The sequence below is a fragment of the Lentzea sp. NPDC059081 genome, assembly GCF_042738015.1.
GTDB lineage: Bacteria > Actinomycetota > Actinomycetes > Mycobacteriales > Pseudonocardiaceae > Lentzea.
Window position 1 is genome coordinate 196,418 of record NZ_JBHYGW010000006.1, and the last position, 15,437, is coordinate 211,854.

A 15,437-nucleotide genomic window follows, 5' to 3' on the forward strand; every position below is an offset into this window, starting at 1 on the left:
ACCGGTCACCCGATCGTGGACGTGGAGGGGATGGGAACCTGGAACGCAGTTGACTCAAGGAGAACCATGCGCACCACCGCAGCGGCCCTCGCGGGTGCCGCTCTGCTCACGCTGTCCGCCTGCTCTGGCGGGGCACCGGCACCCGGCCCCGCCTCGACCGCTCCCGAGGTGAAGCCGGTGGCGGAGACCTCCGTGGTCGCCCCGGCCACGTCCGGCGACCAGCCGAAGGGCATCACCTACGACGAGAAGCGGATCCCGTTGGGTGCCAAGCTCTCCACCGGCTCGTCCGTCGAGAATGGACGGACGACTGTCGAGCTGAAGGTCGCCGGCCTGCTGCCGAACACGAAGTACGGCTCGCACGTGCACACCAAGGCGTGCGGCGCCAAGCCCGCCGACTCGGGCCCGCACTACCAGAACGAGAAGGACCCGGTCACGCCGAGCGTCGACCCGAAGTACGCCAACGCGCAGAACGAGATCTGGCTCGACCTCACCACCGACGCCGCCGGTGCGGCCTCCGCTTCGGCGACCGTGCCGTGGGAGTTCCGCAAGGGCGAGGCGAACGCGGTCGTGATCCACGCCGCGCACACCAGCACCGAGCACGGCAAGGCAGGCACGGCGGGCGACCGCCTCGCGTGCCTGACCGCGTTGTTCTAGAAGGATTTCAGCTCGGCGGGTGCGGGTGCGGGTGCGACCAGAACCGTTCAGGCCACCGGTCACCACCACGCTCGGCCTAACAGGGCCAGCTCAGGGCCACTCCCCCGACGAAGTGCGGTCCGGGCACCGGTTCCAGCGCCGCCGCCCGCACCAGGTTGAGCACCTCGTAGCGCCCGCCGGTGCTGCGCACCAGCCCGCGGACGCTCAGGTCGCGGAGGTCCTCGTGGCTCCCGTGGTCGATGGCGTCCGCGAGCCTGCGCCGCTCATTCTCGTCCAATGTGGACAGTGAGCGGCGCAGCGCGTCGCGCAGGTGCGCCGAGGTCGGGTCCATCGGGTTGGAGCGCAGGCGTTCCAGCAGGTGCTGCGGCGAGTAGACCATGAACCAGCCGGCGGCGAACTCGAGCGCGGACGGCAGCCCGTCGAGCTCCTCGACGAGCCCGGTCAGCGCGGCCTGGTTCGCAGGCTCCGGCCGGAAGGCAGGCCGCACCCGGTGCACGTGCGTGAGCAGCAACCGCATCGCGGCCTCGGTGGGCAAGGCGGCCAGCGGGAAGACGTGCTCGCCGGGCAGGCCCGTCGGCGCGAGCGCGGTGACCAGGACCCGCAGCCGCGGGTGGGCGGCGAGCAGGCGCGGGTCGGGGCGGTGGTCGGTGACGAGGACGGTGTCCTGGTCGTCGTCGATCGACGGCAGGGAGGCCAGGTGCCACAGCACGGACCAGCCGTGCCGGAAGTGCAGCTCGCCCGCGGCCTCCAGGGCGAGGCGGGTCTTGCCGACGCCGCTGACGCCGGTGATCGTGACCAGGCGGGGGCCGTCGGGGGCGAGCGGCACCGGGCACCCGCCCACCAGCAGCGCCACCAGCGCGGCCGTCTCCGCCTCCCGCCCGATGATCGACGCGGTCGGCGCCGGCGGTGCCACCCCCACCTTGCCCGTCGCCCGGCCGCCCGCCTGCGCGAGCTCCGCGCGGCTGCTGTCGTCCAGCCGGAGACCGTCCGCGAGCAGGCGGATCGTCTCGGACCGCGGCGTGCGGGTCCGGCCGCACTCCAGGTCGCGGATGGCCCGCACGCTCACCATCGCGAAGTCGGCCAGCTGTTGCTGGGTGAGACCCGCGTGGATGCGGTGCGTGCGCAGTAGTTCGCCGAACTCCCTCATGCCCGTCCCCTCCTCGGGTCTGAGTCTCAGGGCGAACCGGTGTCGAAACATGGGTGGCGGTCCCCCATATTCACCTCCAGGCGCAAATCTGGGGGGCAGGTCCCCATGCGCGGGTGCGCGGGCGCGTGCCAGGTTCTCCGGCGTGACCTCAGCGGCCGACACCAGCACCGGCGAGAGCTGGCGAGCGGCCTTCGCACACGCGTTGCGGCCGCTCGTCGACGCCGCGCGCACGGAGATCGCGCCGCCGTTCGACGCGGCGTTCGCCGAGCAGCTCGGGCGGCGGCTGGTGGCCATCGCGGCGCGGACCCTGGTGCTGGAGCTGCACCGGGCGCGCCGGACGCTGGTGAGCCCCACGAGCGCCGAGCGGTTCGTCGAGTTCACCCGCACCGTCGACCTGTCCGAGGTGTTCCGCCGCTACCCGGTGCTCGCCCGGCTGCTCGCGCAGGCCTGCGACCAGGCCGTGTCCACCCACCGCGAGCTGACGGACCGGTTCGGCCGGGACCGGGACGAGATCGTGGCGACCGTGTTCGAGGGACGGGACCCCGGCGATCTCCAGTCGATCAGGACCGGCCTGGGCGACCCGCACCACCAGGGGCGGACCGTCGCCGTCCTCGCCTTCGACTCGGGTGCCGAGCTGGTCTACCGGCCGCGACCGGTCGAGCTGCACGCGCGGTTCACGGCCCAGCTGGACTGGTTTTCCACCCGATCTGGAATCGACTTCCGGATGCCGCGCCTGCTCGCCCGCGACGGGTACGGCTGGCTGGAGCACGTCGGGCACGAGCCGTGCGCGGACGTGGCCGGGGTCGCCGAGTTCTACCGGCGGCTGGGCGCGCTGCTCGCCCTGCTCTACGCGCTCGACGGCACGGACATGCACTACGAGAACCTGATCGCGTGCGGCGACCAGCCGGTGCTCGTGGACGTCGAGACGCTGTTCCACCCGACGCTCACGCAGGACTCCGATCCCGCGGTCCTCGCGCTGGTCAGGTCGGTGCACCGGACGGCCCTGCTCCCCCACGTGCTGGTGGGCGACAACGGGGTCGCGGACGTGTCCGGTGTCGGTGGCGACCACGGCGTGCCGTCCCCGCTGGACGTCGTCGACTGGGCCGACGCGGGAACGGACCGGATGCGTCTGGTCAGGCGTCCCAAGGAGGCGCAGGGCGCGCAGAACCGGCCGGTGCTAGGCGGGCGGCCGGCCGAGCCCGCCGACTACCAGGACTCGCTGCTCACGGGGTTCCGCGCCGGGTACGACGCGATCGTGGCGCACCGGGACGAGCTGCTGCGGCTCGTCCGCGCGGCCGCCGGCGACGAGGTGCGGTTCATCCCGCGCTCGACCCGGCAGTACGCGCGGCTGCTCGACGAGTCGACGCACCCGTCCGTCCTGGTCGACGCGCTGGACCGCGACCTGGCGTTCGGCGTGCTCGTGGTGGACGACCCGCTGCTCGACCGGCTGGTGCCGTTCGAGGTGTCCGACCTGTGGCACGGGGACGTGCCGCTGTTCACCTGCCGGCCGGGGTCGGCCGACCTGTGGACCGCGTCCGGGCTCCGGCTGCCGGGGATGCTGCCGGAGCCCGGACTGCACGCCGTCGAACGCAAGATCGCGGCGATGGACGAGGTCGACCGGCACGACCAGCAGTGGGTGATCGCGGCGCTGCTGGCCTCGCGGCCGCGGCCCGTCTCGCACCGCTCCGGCGCGTCGCTGCCGGGGCACGTCGCCGCGGTCGACCCCGATCCCGCCCGGTTGCTGGTCGCCGCGTGCGGGATCGCCGACCAGGTCCTCGCCCACGCCGTCACGGGCCGCGACCGGGTGAACTGGATCGGGCTGGAGCTCGTCGACGACCGGCACTGGACGGTGCAGCCGCTCGGCGCCGGGCTGTCCAACGGCTACACGGGGGTGGCGCTGTTCCTGGCCGAGCTGGGGGCGCTGACCGGTGCCGCGCGGTACGACGACTTCGCCCGCGACGCGCTGCGGCCGCTGCCCGCGCTGCTGGAGGCGTTCGCGGCCGAGCCGGGACTGGCGGCGGTGGCGGGCGGCGGCCTGCACGGGCTGGGCGGGATCTGCCACGGGCTGGCGCGGCTCACCACGTTGCTGGACCTCGACCCGTCCCTGCTCGCGACGGCCGTCTCGGCCATGCCGCGCGAGGACACGGCGATGGGCGTCGTGGACGGGGTGGCCGGGTCGCTGGCCGCGATGCTGTCCGTCGGCACGCCCGAGTCGCTCGCGCTGGCCGCCCACTACGCGTCCGTTCTGCGGGGCGCGGTCACCTCGGCGAACGGGTTCGCGCGGGGACACGCCGGAATCGGATGGGCCCTGCGGCGTTACGCGGCAACGGTTCGCGACGAGTTATCAGATGTGGCGGCGACGGCCTTCCTCGAGAGCGACGCGATCGACCCGACGGACATCGGGTGGTGCACCGGACTGGCCGGTGCCGCCGCGGCGCGCGACGACGAACGGCTGACCGGCCTGCTCGCGTCCCGGGAACCGTTGCGGGACATGAGCCTCTGCCACGGTGAGCTGGGCGTCGTCGAGGCGCTGTCCGCTCACCACCCCGGCGCCGCCGCCCGTCGCACGGCGGGGGTGCTGGGGGCGCTGGACGAGCACGGCGCGCGGTGCGCGACACCGGGCGGCGTCGCGTCACCCGGTCTGCTCACCGGGTTGTCCGGCATCGGCCTCGGTCTCCTGCGACAGGGGTTCGCGGTGCCGTCCGTCCTGCTGCTCGAACCATCACACCAACACTAGGAGTGCACCAGATGAACGAGTCCCTGCGCCGCTCGGACGCCCAGCCGGAGCCGGACGAGCACGTGATCGGGGAGATGGAGCTCGCCCCGACGGTCTTCGCGGGAGCGAGGGCGCGCGCGTTGCTGGGCCTGACCCTGGCGGCGACCGCGTTCGCGTCGATCACACCGGCGCTGTCGGACACGACCGTCAGCGACAAGTAGTAACTTTCGCATCGAATACGTCTGTGCAGCCGACACGGACACCCGACGAGGACCGTTAGGGTCCAGACATGCAGACCCGAGCGCCTCACGTGGTCGGCCGCGATCGAGAGGTCGCGGCCATCACGGGGGCACTCGAACGGACCCGCGAATGCCGTGGTGGAGCCGTCTTCCTGACCGGTGAGGCGGGGATCGGCAAGTCCCGGCTGGCGCGGTACGCGGCCGGCCGCGCCTACGACGAGGGCATGCGGGTGCTCAAGGGCCGCGGCACGACCATCGGCCCGATGGTGCCGTTCCGCCCGCTCGCGGAGGCCCTCCTGGGACTGTTCCGCGGCGACCCTCCCGACGACTCCGCCCTCGGGCCCTACAAACCCGTGCTGGGCACGCTGATCCCCGACTGGCACGACCACCGGTCCACGACGGAGTCCGTCGTGGTGCTCGCGGAGGCGGTGCTGCGGCTCCTCGCGTCCGTCGCGCGCAAGACGCCGGTGCTGCTGGTCCTGGAGGACCTGCACGACGCGGACGCGGAGACGTTGGCCGTCATCGAGTACCTGGCGGACAACCTGGAGGACCAGCCGGTCCTGCTGCTCGCCACGATCCGCACCGAACCGGGGCACGCGCTGGAGCTCGTCCACCGGATGGTGCAGCGGGGTTCCGGCGGCCTGCTGGAGCTGCACCGGCTGTCGCGCGACGAGGTCGTGCGGATGACGGCCGCGTGCCTGGAGAGCGACGAGGTGCCCGCGGAGCTCTCCGATCGGCTGTGGACGGACAGCGCCGGAAACCCGTTCGTCGTCGAGGAACTGCTGCACGGCATGGTGAGCGGCGGCCTGCTCGTGTCCGGGACGCACGGCTGGCAGGTGCTCGGCGAGCTCAAGCTCCCGGTGCCGGCGGCGTTCGTGCGCAGCGTCGCGCACCGCACGGACCGGCTGGGGCCGCAGGGCCGCGAGGTGCTGTCCATCGCGGCGGTGCTGGGGCACCGGTTCCCGCTCTCGGTGGTGCAGCGGGTGACCGGCACGGACGACCGCGGGTTGCTCAGCCACCTGCACGCCGGGGTCGCCGCGCAGCTCGTGACGCCGGACGAGCCCGCTCCCGACTGGTACGCGTTCCGGCACCCGCTGACCGCGGACGCGTTGCTGGCCCAGCTCACCCCCGCCGAACGTGCGGACCTGTCGTCGCGCACGGCCGACGCGATCGAGGACCTGCACCCCGGCCTGCCGGGCGACTGGTGCCCGCTCGTGGCGAAGCTGAGGTTCGACGGCGGGGCACCGGCGCTGGCGGGCCGGTTGTTCGCGGAGGCGGGCCGGCGGGCGCTCGCCAGCGGTGCGGCTGGTTCGGCCGTCACGTTGCTCGACCGCGCGCAGGGCCTGCTGGCGGACGAGGTCGTCGAACGCGCCGACGTGCTGGACACGTTGCTGCCCGCGCTGGCCGAGACGGGTGACTTCGAACGCGCCTTCACCTTCGACCTCACGGAGCTGCACGGCCTGGACAACTCCCGGCGCGCGAGGCTCCACACGCGACTGTCGCGAGTGGCCCACATCGCGGGCAGGTTCACCGAGGGTGTCGAGCAGGTCCGCCTCGCCCGTTCGCTGCTCGGCGCGGACGCGCCGGACGAGCTGGCCGCGCAGCTGGACGTGAACTCGGCCTACCTGGCGCTGAACATCCCGAGCGCGAACCGGATCGACTCGGCGGCGGGGCTCGCCCGGCAGGCCGCGCTGGCCGCGGACAGGGCCGGGCTGCCGGCGGTGGCGTGCGAGGCGTGGCAGCTGCTCGGGATCATCGCGCGCGAGCGGGACCTCGACGAGGCCAGCTCGTGCTTCGGCAAGGCGCTCGCGCTCGCGGACACCCACCACATGCCGATCCAGCACGTGTACGCCCTGGTCCGGCTGGCGGGCAACGTGTGGCTGGCCGACGGGACGACCGCCGCGCTGGACCGCTCCCACGCCGAGGCGTGCCGGGCGGGCGCGATCACGGTGGCGTACAACGTGGACGCCATCCTCTCGCTGCAGTCGGTGCTCACCGGCCGGTACACGCAGGCGGCGGAGCAGGTCGAGCGGTGCCTGGAGGCGACCGGGCGGCTGCGGTTCCACGCGCTGACCCGGTACCTGCTGATGGTGCGGGCGACCCTGGCCGCGCACCGCGGCGACCGGGCGGGAACCGAGGACGCCGTCGCGCGGTTCGAGGCGGTGGCGAAGAGCGGCGCGCAGGAGCACCCGCTCTGCTTCGGCCTCGCGCTGGCGTTCTGCGCGCTGCTGGAGGAGAACCACGACCAGGCCGTGCGGGAGATCGACCACGCCCTGGCGCTGGAGTCGCAGAACCCGACCACGTTCCACCTGTCCGGCACGCACGGCACGCGCCTGCTGCTCGGTGTGCTGGACGGCCGCTTCGGCTGGGCCGACCACCGCGCGCTGATCGCCACCTCCCCCGCGCGCATGCGGTGGAACAGGCAGTTCATCGAGCTCGCGCACGCCGTCCTGCTCGGCAGGGACGGCCGGTGCGCCGAGGCGGCCGAGGCGTTCCGGCGCGCTCAGGAGGCCGCGGAGCCGTACCCGATGGCGCGGCACCTCGGGCTGCGGCTCGTCGCGCCGGAGGCGGCCGGGTGGGGCGACCAGGTGGGGTGGCTGCGCACGGCAGAGGAGTACTTCCACCAAGCGGGCGTTCCCGCGGTGGCGTCGGCGTGCCGGGGGCTGCTGCGGCAGGCCGGGGTGCCGGTGCAGCAACGCCGCACGGGCACGGACCAGGTGCCGCGCCAGTTGCGCGGACACGGCGTCACGGTCCGCGAGTTCGAGGTGTTCGTGCTGCTGGCCGACCGGATGGGCAACAAGGCCATCGGGACGCGGCTGCACATCTCCCCGCGCACGGTGGAGAAGCACGTCGCCTCGCTGATCGCCAAGACGGGTCAGCCGGACCGCGAGTCCCTGTCCGCGTACGCCGCCGCGCTGAGCCGCTGACGTTCGCGCTTGAGCCGCGCCTCGTGCTCGTGGCGCTTGCCGTTGCCCAGCTTGGCGCGGGCGTCGCGCGTCACCTCGCGGAACACGTCGTAGTACGTGTCGTCGTACTGCTCCACGACCTCGAACGTCCACCTGCCCGGCAGCACGTTGCGGCCCAGCAGCTCCCGTTGCACGCGGTCGGCGTGCTCGTGGTGGCCGGCCTCGCGCAGTGCCGAGATCGCGTCGTCCAGCAGGAAGTCGGCGGTCCCGGTGAGCTGGTGGAAGGTGTAGAGGTGACCGCGCGCCTGCTCCACGGTCTCCAGCGCCTTGCCGAGCTTGCCGAGCGCCTCGATCGTCTTGTCGTCCATGCCGTGCCGAATACCCACGGGGCGTTTGTCCCTACCTCCGCCGGGTAGCCGCAGTTCGACGTTCACCTGTGCTCGGCATGATCGGGATTGGGAGTCGCGCTTGGCAGGCGTGCCGCAGTGCGCTGACACCATTGGCGTGGAGGAAGAGTTCCTGCTCGTCGACACGGCGTCCGGACGCACCGCGGTGCGGGCCGACGCCGTGCTGGCGCGCGTGCAGGACACGGAGCTGACCAAGTTCCACGCGGAGCTCGCCGGTACCCAGGTGGAGGCGGCGACCGGTCCGTGCACGTCCGTCGTCGAGCTCGGCGAGGCGCTGCGGGAGGCGCGGGCGGTGCTCGCCGCGGCGGCCGCGGAGGTCGGGGTCGGGATGATCTCGCGCGGCACGGCGCCGAAGCCCGCGAAGCAGCCGATCGTGAGCCGCTCGAACCCGCGGTTCCGGCGGGTCCTCGACACCTACGCCGGTGTGGTCGAGCACTACGAGGCCAGCGGGTGCCACGTGCACGTCGGGGTGCCGGACCGCGAGACCGGTGTCCGCGTTCTGAACCAGTTGCGGCCGTGGCTGCCCACGCTGCTCGCGCTGTCCGCGAACTCACCGGACAACGGCTACGCGAGCTGGCGGATGGTCGAGCAGTCGCGCTTCCCCGGATCCGGTGTGCCACCGGAGTTCTCCGGTGCGGCCGACTACGACGCGCGCGTAGCCAGGATGGTCGCGTGCGGGACGCTCGTGGACGCCGCCCAGTCGTTCTGGCTGGCGCGGCTGTCGTCGAAGTGGCCGACGGTCGAGTTCCGCTGCGCCGACGCCGTCCCCACCGTCGAGGACGCGGTGCTGCAGGCCGCCCTGAGCCGCGCGCTGGTGCACGTGGCGTGCCGGGGCGACGGGTTGCCGCCGGTGCGGGACGACGTGTGCGCAGCGGCCGTCTGGGCGGCCTCCCGGTACGGCCTGGACGGCGCCGGTGTCGACCCGTGGCGGGAGTGCCGGGTGCCCGCGACGGCTCTGCTCGACCGCCTGCTGGAGCACGTGGCGCCGGCACTGGCGGAACGCGGCGAGCTCGCGCTGGTGCATGACCTCGTCGAACGGCGGGTATGACCCCGTGGTGAAGCTTCCCACGCCCCGCGGTCCGTTGTCCGAGGCCGTCGTCGACGCGCTGGGCCGGGACCGCACCGGCCGCACGATCCCGTTCGCCACCGCCGACCCGTTCGGCGAGGACCTGACGATCGCGCTGCACACGATGTACGAGCTGCACTACGGCGGGTTCGACGACGTCGACCCGGCGTGGGAGTGGGACCCGGAGCTGCTGCGCCTGCGCGGCCAGGCCGAGCAGGCGTTCCTGGGCGCGCTGCGGTCCCACGTGGACGGTGGCGACGACCTGGAGTCCGAGCTGGACGCGTTGCTGGTCGAGCACGTGCCCGGCTCCGGCGTCTCGCACCACCTGCGCGAGAACGGGACGTGGGACGAGATGCGCGAGTACTTCGCGCACCGCTCGGTGTACCACCACAAGGAAGCCGACCCGCACGCGTGGGTGATCCCGCGGCTGCGCGGCACGGCGAAGGCGTCGCTGGTCGCGGTGGAGTTCGACGAGTACGGCGGCGGCAAGGCCGACCGGATGCACTCGCGCCTGTTCGCGGACCTGCTCGACGGCGCCGGGATGTCGTCGGACTACCTGGCGTACCTGGACGACGTGCCCGCGCCGGCCATCGCGCTGGTGAACATGATGTCGATGTTCGGCCTGCACCGGTCGTTGCGCGGCGCGCTGGTCGGGCACTTCGCCGCCGCCGAGATCACCACGGCCCCCAGCGCGCACCGCATGGCGCAGGCGCTGGGCCGGCTGGAGGCCGACCCGCGCTGCGCCGAGTTCTTCACCGAGCACATCGAGGCCGATGCGGTGCACGAGCAGATCATGCGGCGGGACGTCATCGGGTCGTTGCTGGACCAGGAACCCGCACTGCGGCCGGACGTGGTGTTCGGCATCCAGGCCACCGGGTTGCTGGAGGACCGGCTGGCGGATCACCTGCTGTCGTCGTGGCGGTCCGGTTCATCGTCCTTGCGGACGCGTTTGCGGTGGCTGGTGTCGCAGAACGGGTAGCGCTTGCTCTTGCGGCAGGCGCACACCGCGACCACGAACCGGTCGCTGGTGTGCGTCTGGCCGTCCTCGGTGACCAGTTCGACCGGCCCCTCGACGAGCACCGGCCCGTTAGGCACCACCGTCACCTTGCGGGCGTTCTGGCCGGTCACCTCGGATCACCACCAGTTCCTCGTGTCGCTGGCCCTGGCTGATCAGGCCGTTCCGCTCCAGGTAGTCGATCCTGCCGCGCATCACCGGGCCGAAGGGGATCCATCGGCGTTGCACCACCGATGCTTTGAGGCCGCTGTCCCTCAGCTGTTCCAGGGTGGTGTCCACTCCGCACAGTGCCGAATGGACCATCAGCAGGACTCCTCCCGGGGTCAGGAGGTCTTTCATCCTGGCGCACAGGGGGTCGAGCAGTTGGCGGCCGTTTCGTCCTGCGTCCCACGCTCTCGCTGGGCCTGTTGCGGCGCAAGCGCTTGCGGCCGGGACGTAGGGTGGATTGGCGAGGACCAGGTCGAAGTGTTCGTCGGCGATCACGTTCAGGGCGTTGCCCAGCTTCACCTTGAGGGGCATTCGGTGGATGGCGGCGTTGATCCTCGCTGTCCAGACTGCTCGTCTTGAGACGTCCACGCCGGTCACCTTTGCCGCGCCTTGGTCGATGGCGGCCAGGGCCAGTGCGCCGGTTCCCGTGCCTATGTCCAGGACGTTGGCGTTCTTGGGGATTGCGGCAGCGTGCATCGCCTCCACCAGGAGAGCTGTGTCTTCTTGTGGCGTGTACACGCCTGGTGCTCTGAGCAGCCTCACCTCGGTGGAGTCCCCCGGTTTTTTGGCTTGAAACTGCGGGGTTCCACTTTGGCGGGTTGGGTTGGTGCTGTTCCGGCGTGGTCCAGTTGAGCGAGTTCCAGCGTGGTCGCCTTGGGACCGTGCGAGTTCCAGCGCGGTCGCCGTTGCGGTCGGGTGCCTGTTCCAGCGTGGTCGTGCACCTCGGACGAAAGACTGGGTACATCGCCGCTCCGCGACGATCCGCGATTGGGGCTTGACTTCGGGGCCCTTGCGAGGCGCTTGGTCGGCCGGAAAAGGCCGGATGCTTCGCAACCGGCCGATCCACAAGGGGTAGCACCTCGCACCCAAAGTCAAGCCCCAATCGCCAAACCACGAGTGGGTGCACCGCTACCCATCGGCGCAAGGTCTGACTGCTCGCCTTCGGCATCGCTTGGGCGCCTCGGCTTCGCCGTTGGCCGTGCGGGGGTTGTTCCTGCTCGCCTTCGGCATCGCTTGGGGCCTCGGCTTCGCCGTTGGCAGTGGGCGTCAGCGCTCTGCTGAGCCTGGTTCTGTCATCGAGCGCATGAGTTTCGCCTTGACGGGGTCGGGGGCTACCTTGCCCGCTATCGCCTGGACCTTGTTCTTCAGGGAGCCCGCCACGACGTGGTCGTCGCCCTTCATCAGTGCTTCGAAGCCCTGTTGGGCGACTTCGGCCGGGTCGTCCTTGTCGCCGGTGGCGACCTTGGTGTCCTGCATGCCCGCTCGGTCGAAGAACTCCGTGTCGGTCGGGCCCGGCATCAAGGTGGTGACGGAGACGCCTGTGTCGCGCAGTTCCTCGCGCAGGCCCTGGGCGAACGACGCGAGGAAGGCCTTGGAGGCCGCGTAGACCGAGTGGAACGGGCCCGGTGCGGTGGCGGCGATCGAGGAGGTGAAGAGGACCCTGCCCTGCTTGCGGTCGACCATGTCGCCCAGCAGGCGGTGGGTCAGGTGCACCGAGGAGCGGACGTTCAGGTCCACGATTTCCAGGTTGTCGTCCAGGGAGGTGTCCCGGACGAAGTCGCCGCCCACGCCCACGCCCGCGTTCACCGCCAGGACGTCGACCGGCCGGCCCTGGGCGCGCAGGCCCCTGACCACGGACTCCACGCCCTCGTAGGTGGTCAGGTCGGCGCGCAGCGGTTCGACCCGCACTCCCCCGCAGCGCAAGGCGATCTGGGCGGCGGTGTCCTCGATCCGCTCGTCCTCCGCCACCACCACCAGGTCGAAGCCGTTGTCGCCGAGCACTTTCGCGAGTTCGCAACCTATTCCGCTGGACGCGCCGGTTACGACGGCAAGCGCATTCACAGGTGTTCTCCTTCCGGTCGGCGACCGGATACCCGTGGCCACGCGGTCGATGCGACATCGGCCGAAAGTCCGATGCAACCTCGGCGGTCGATCAGGTGTCCTTATCGGTAGGTTGGTCGAAACGACATGGGGGACATTTCGTGCGCAAAATTCTTCTCGCGCCGCTGTGTGCGCTGGTCACGGTGGGCGTGGCTGCGTGCAGTCCGTCAGGTCCGGACCAGACCAATCCGGAGCTGGCGCCGCGCGGTACGACGATGACCAAGGTCAAGCCCACCAAGCAGGACCTGACGACCAAGCTCAGCATCGCCGGCAAGGTCGAGATGAACCCGACGTTCGGGCTCGTCGCGCCGGTCGCGGGGCAGGTGCGGTACTTCGACGTGCCGACGCCGAACGGCACGCCCACCAAGCCCATCAGGGTCGCGACGGTCTGGAAGGACGGCGCTCCCAACTACGTGGAGGCGCCCGCCGGTTCGACGTTCGGCGGACGGCTGGTCGACGACAAGGCGACCGTGACGGCCGGGATGCCGATCGCGTCGGCCAAGCACGTGGGATATGCGCTGGTCGGCGACATCGACGGCACGCAGGCGTACAAGATCAGTGGCGCGCTCACCGACGTGACGGCGCAGATCAAGAACGGGCCGGGGCCGTTCCCGTGCACCGTGCTCGGCACGATCGCCGCGCTGCCGCAGGGCACCGTCCCGGAGAAGCCGCCGGTCACGCAGGACACCAAGAGCCCCGGTACCGGCGCCCCGCAGCCGCCGAAGAACGACGAGCAGCAGCAACAGCAGACGCCCAGTGCGTCCACGGGGCTGCGCATCGTCTGCACCGCGCCCGGTGACGTGCAGATGATCAACGGCGCCACGGCGTCGATCGAGGTCACGACGGGCAAGTCGGCGCAGGCGCTGGTGGTGCCGGTGGAGGCCGTCGCCGGTCAGCAGGGCAAGGGCAAGGTCGACGTCATGCAGCCCGACGGGTCCCGGCGCACGGTCGACGTGGTGCTGGGCCTCACCGACGGCAAGGTCGTCGAGGTCAAGTCCGGTCTCACCGGTGACGAGGAGCTCGCGGTCCCCGGCCCGAACCTGCCGGAACCGCAGCAGGGCGGCGGCGACCAGCCGAAGCCGGCAGGGTCGTGATGACGCACCCCGAGGTCACCGTGGCGACACCGCTGCTGCAGCTCAACGGCATCACGAAAGTGCTGAAGGGACAGGAGGAACCCCGCACCATCCTGTCCGGCGTGGACCTCACCGTCCACTCGGGACAGAGCGTGGCGATCCTCGGCCGGTCCGGCTCCGGCAAGTCGACGCTGCTGTCGCTGATCGGGCTCTTCGACCGCGCGGACGAGGGCCAGTACTTCCTGCACGGCAACGACATCACGAAGCTCCCCGAACGCAAGGCGGCCGCGTTGCGCAGCGCCGAGTTCGGGTTCGTGTTCCAGCGCTTCTTCCTGCTCAAGCACCTGACCGCGGCGCAGAACGTGGCGATGGCCCTGGTCAACGGCCAGGGCTGGTCCGCGCGCCGCAAGCGCAGGCAGCAGGTGATGGACGCGCTGGAACAGGTCGGCATCGCGCACCTCGCGAAGTCCAAGCCCTCCCGGCTCTCCGGCGGTGAGCAGCAGCGCGTCGCGATCGCCCGCGCCCTGGTCCGCCAGCCGCGCGTGATCCTCGCCGACGAGCCGACCGGCGCGCTCGACACCGAGACGGGCAACCTCGTCGTCGAGGTGCTGCTCAACACGACCAGGCAGGGCTGCGGCCTCGTGCTGGTCACGCACGACCACGACCACGCGCGCAAGATGGGCCGCGTGCTGGAGCTGCGCGACGGGCGGTTCAACTGATGTTCTCCGGCAAGCTGCGGTCCGCCCTGGTCATCGGCGGACAGGGCATCCGCGCCCGAAAGCTGCGCACGTTCCTGTCGATGGTGTCGCTGTTCCTCGGCGTGCTCGCGATCGTGACCGTGCAGGCGGGCTCCGAGATCGCCGAACGCGCGATGCTCACCGACGTCGAGCTGCAGTCCGGCAAGGACGGCACGCTGATGGGCTACATCTCCGGCGAGAAGGGCGCGTCGGGCATCGTCGAGAGCACGCTGAAGGGCCGTTCCGACGCGGTCGCCGCGGTGAGCTCGCAGGCGATCATCGGCGAACCGGGCGTGCGGCCGATCAACGAGGGCGGCATGCCCTTCAAGTACGCGAACCGCGGCAGCGACTACTACGGCGGCGGCCCGACGGTGTACTGCGACGCCAGCGGCCGGTGCCAGGAGCAGAAGCCGCAGGAGAAGAAGCCCGACGGCCAGGCCATCGAGGTCGGCATGGTCGCCCTGACCGGCGACATCCGGCCGTTCAAGCCCTACCGCCCGGTCTCCGGCAGCTGGCTCGACTTCACGACCGCCCCGTCGCTCGCCCCGCGGATCGTGCTGAACCAGGAAGCCGCCACGGGCCTCACCCAGTACCAGATCCCCGGCGAGATGATGATCGAGGGCGCGACGCACCACGTGTCGCCGCAGATCATCGGCGTGGTGGACGACGGCTCGTCCCAGCCCAGGGTCTACCTGCGCCTCGACGAGCTGCGCACGTGGATGCCGGCGGCCACCGAGTCCTCGTCCGACGTGATGAGCCGGTTCCGCGGTGGCCCCACCAGCCTCGAGGTCTACCTGCAGCCCGGCTCGCAGGACCTGCAGCGGCTGTTGCAGGCCAAGCTGATGGGCGTCGGCCTGACGCAGGACCAGGTGCACTTCAACACGGTGAACTCCAAGGAGCGCATGGAGTCCGAGCTGAGGATCATGCGCCTGATCTTCCTCGGCATGGCGTTCCTGGTGCTGCTGATCGGCGTCGCGGGCATCCTGAACGTCGGCCTCGCCACCGTCGGCGAACGGGTCGAGGAGTTCGCGCTCCGCCGGGCCGTCGGCATGTCCCGCATGCTGCTCGCGGGCATCGTGCTGGCCGAGACGTTGCTGACGGGCCTGCTCACCGCCGCACTGGCGATCGGCGCGGGCGCGGCGGGCCTGCACGTGGCCCTGATGCTGTTCGGCAACCGCTTCCCGTCGTTGCAGGGCACCGCCTTCCCGTGGGAGGCGGGCGTCGCCGGGGTGATCGCGGGCCTGCTCGCGGGCGTGCTGGGTGGCCTCATCCCGGCCGTGCGGGCGGCGAAGATCCCGATCGCCACGGTGATGCGGGCGTGACAGACATGCGAACCTGAGTCCTTCGGGTTCGTCGCCGGCGAAGCCCCGGGCCGCGGGAGAGGCGGAC

Annotated in this window: 14 protein-coding genes; 9 read left to right on the forward strand and 5 right to left on the reverse strand. The window is 71.6% G+C overall.

Annotation, left to right across the window (positions count from 1 at the left end):
* The first annotated feature begins 66 nt into the window (after window positions 1-66).
* Entirely contained in the window at window positions 67-654 is a 588-nt protein-coding gene (locus tag ACFWV3_RS16285; RefSeq protein WP_382412022.1) for a superoxide dismutase family protein, read from the forward strand.
* 76 nt (window positions 655-730) lie between these two features.
* On the opposite strand, the gene ACFWV3_RS16290 is transcribed toward ACFWV3_RS16285, so the two are convergent.
* The gene (locus ACFWV3_RS16290) at window positions 731-1,801 is read right to left on the reverse strand and encodes a helix-turn-helix domain-containing protein (protein ID WP_382412023.1); all 1,071 of its coding nucleotides are present in this window, start codon (window positions 1,799-1,801) and stop codon (window positions 731-733) included.
* Window positions 1,802-1,943: 142 nt separating this feature from the next.
* On the opposite strand from ACFWV3_RS16290, the gene ACFWV3_RS16295 reads away from it, so the two are divergent.
* From ACFWV3_RS16295 to ACFWV3_RS16305, 3 genes are all read left to right on the forward strand, one after another.
* Window positions 1,944-4,538 carry a type 2 lanthipeptide synthetase LanM family protein gene (locus ACFWV3_RS16295; RefSeq protein WP_382412025.1) on the forward strand — a complete coding sequence of 865 codons (2,595 nt, stop codon included), beginning with the start codon at window positions 1,944-1,946 and terminating at the stop codon, window positions 4,536-4,538.
* An 11-nt stretch (window positions 4,539-4,549) separates the two neighbouring features.
* Entirely contained in the window at window positions 4,550-4,738 is a 189-nt protein-coding gene (locus ACFWV3_RS16300) for a hypothetical protein (RefSeq protein WP_382412026.1), read from the forward strand.
* Between the two features lie 68 nt (window positions 4,739-4,806).
* Window positions 4,807-7,683 (forward strand): helix-turn-helix transcriptional regulator, encoded by a 2,877-nt coding sequence (locus ACFWV3_RS16305; protein WP_382412028.1) that lies wholly within the window; start codon window positions 4,807-4,809, stop codon window positions 7,681-7,683.
* On the opposite strand, the gene ACFWV3_RS16310 is transcribed toward ACFWV3_RS16305, so the two are convergent.
* Window positions 7,632-8,030: a hypothetical protein gene (locus ACFWV3_RS16310; RefSeq protein WP_382412029.1), complete on the reverse strand. Its 399-nt coding sequence runs from the start codon at window positions 8,028-8,030 to the stop codon at window positions 7,632-7,634. The genes ACFWV3_RS16305 and ACFWV3_RS16310 overlap by 52 nt on opposite strands.
* A gap of 136 nt (window positions 8,031-8,166) precedes the next feature.
* Between ACFWV3_RS16310 and ACFWV3_RS16315 the strand changes: the two genes are divergently transcribed.
* Window positions 8,167-9,117, forward strand: coding sequence for a YbdK family carboxylate-amine ligase (locus ACFWV3_RS16315; RefSeq protein WP_382412030.1), 951 nt, complete (start codon window positions 8,167-8,169; stop codon window positions 9,115-9,117).
* Entirely contained in the window at window positions 9,092-10,114 is a 1,023-nt protein-coding gene (locus ACFWV3_RS16320; protein ID WP_382412031.1) for an iron-containing redox enzyme family protein, read from the forward strand. The genes ACFWV3_RS16315 and ACFWV3_RS16320 overlap by 26 nt, the downstream gene beginning before the upstream one ends.
* On the opposite strand, the gene ACFWV3_RS16325 is transcribed toward ACFWV3_RS16320, so the two are convergent.
* The 3 genes from ACFWV3_RS16325 to ACFWV3_RS16335 form a co-directional block, all read right to left on the reverse strand.
* Window positions 10,036-10,263, reverse strand: coding sequence for a CDGSH iron-sulfur domain-containing protein (locus ACFWV3_RS16325; RefSeq protein WP_382412032.1), 228 nt, complete (start codon window positions 10,261-10,263; stop codon window positions 10,036-10,038). The two genes, ACFWV3_RS16320 and ACFWV3_RS16325, sit on opposite strands and share 79 nt — an antisense overlap.
* On the reverse strand, window positions 10,223-10,900 hold the full coding sequence (locus ACFWV3_RS16330) for a HemK2/MTQ2 family protein methyltransferase (protein WP_382412033.1): 678 nt from the start codon (window positions 10,898-10,900) through the stop codon (window positions 10,223-10,225). Before ACFWV3_RS16330 ends, ACFWV3_RS16325 begins: the two co-directional genes overlap by 41 nt.
* A 504-nt stretch (window positions 10,901-11,404) precedes the next feature.
* Complete coding sequence (locus tag ACFWV3_RS16335; protein WP_382412034.1) at window positions 11,405-12,241, reverse strand: SDR family NAD(P)-dependent oxidoreductase; 837 nt, start codon at window positions 12,239-12,241, stop codon at window positions 11,405-11,407.
* 98 nt (window positions 12,242-12,339) lie between these two features.
* Here ACFWV3_RS16335 and ACFWV3_RS16340 point away from each other — a divergent pair, with 98 nt between their 5' ends.
* From ACFWV3_RS16340 to ACFWV3_RS16350, 3 genes are read left to right on the forward strand one after another with little or no spacing between them, the layout of a single operon-like run.
* Window positions 12,340-13,332 (forward strand): efflux RND transporter periplasmic adaptor subunit, encoded by a 993-nt coding sequence (locus ACFWV3_RS16340; protein ID WP_382412035.1) that lies wholly within the window; start codon window positions 12,340-12,342, stop codon window positions 13,330-13,332.
* Window positions 13,332-14,030 carry an ABC transporter ATP-binding protein gene (locus ACFWV3_RS16345; RefSeq protein ID WP_382412037.1) on the forward strand — a complete coding sequence of 233 codons (699 nt, stop codon included), beginning with the start codon at window positions 13,332-13,334 and terminating at the stop codon, window positions 14,028-14,030. The genes ACFWV3_RS16340 and ACFWV3_RS16345 overlap by 1 nt, the downstream gene beginning before the upstream one ends.
* Entirely contained in the window at window positions 14,030-15,370 is a 1,341-nt protein-coding gene (locus ACFWV3_RS16350; RefSeq protein ID WP_382412039.1) for an ABC transporter permease, read from the forward strand. Before ACFWV3_RS16345 ends, ACFWV3_RS16350 begins: the two co-directional genes overlap by 1 nt.
* Window positions 15,371-15,437: the final 67 nt, after the last annotated feature.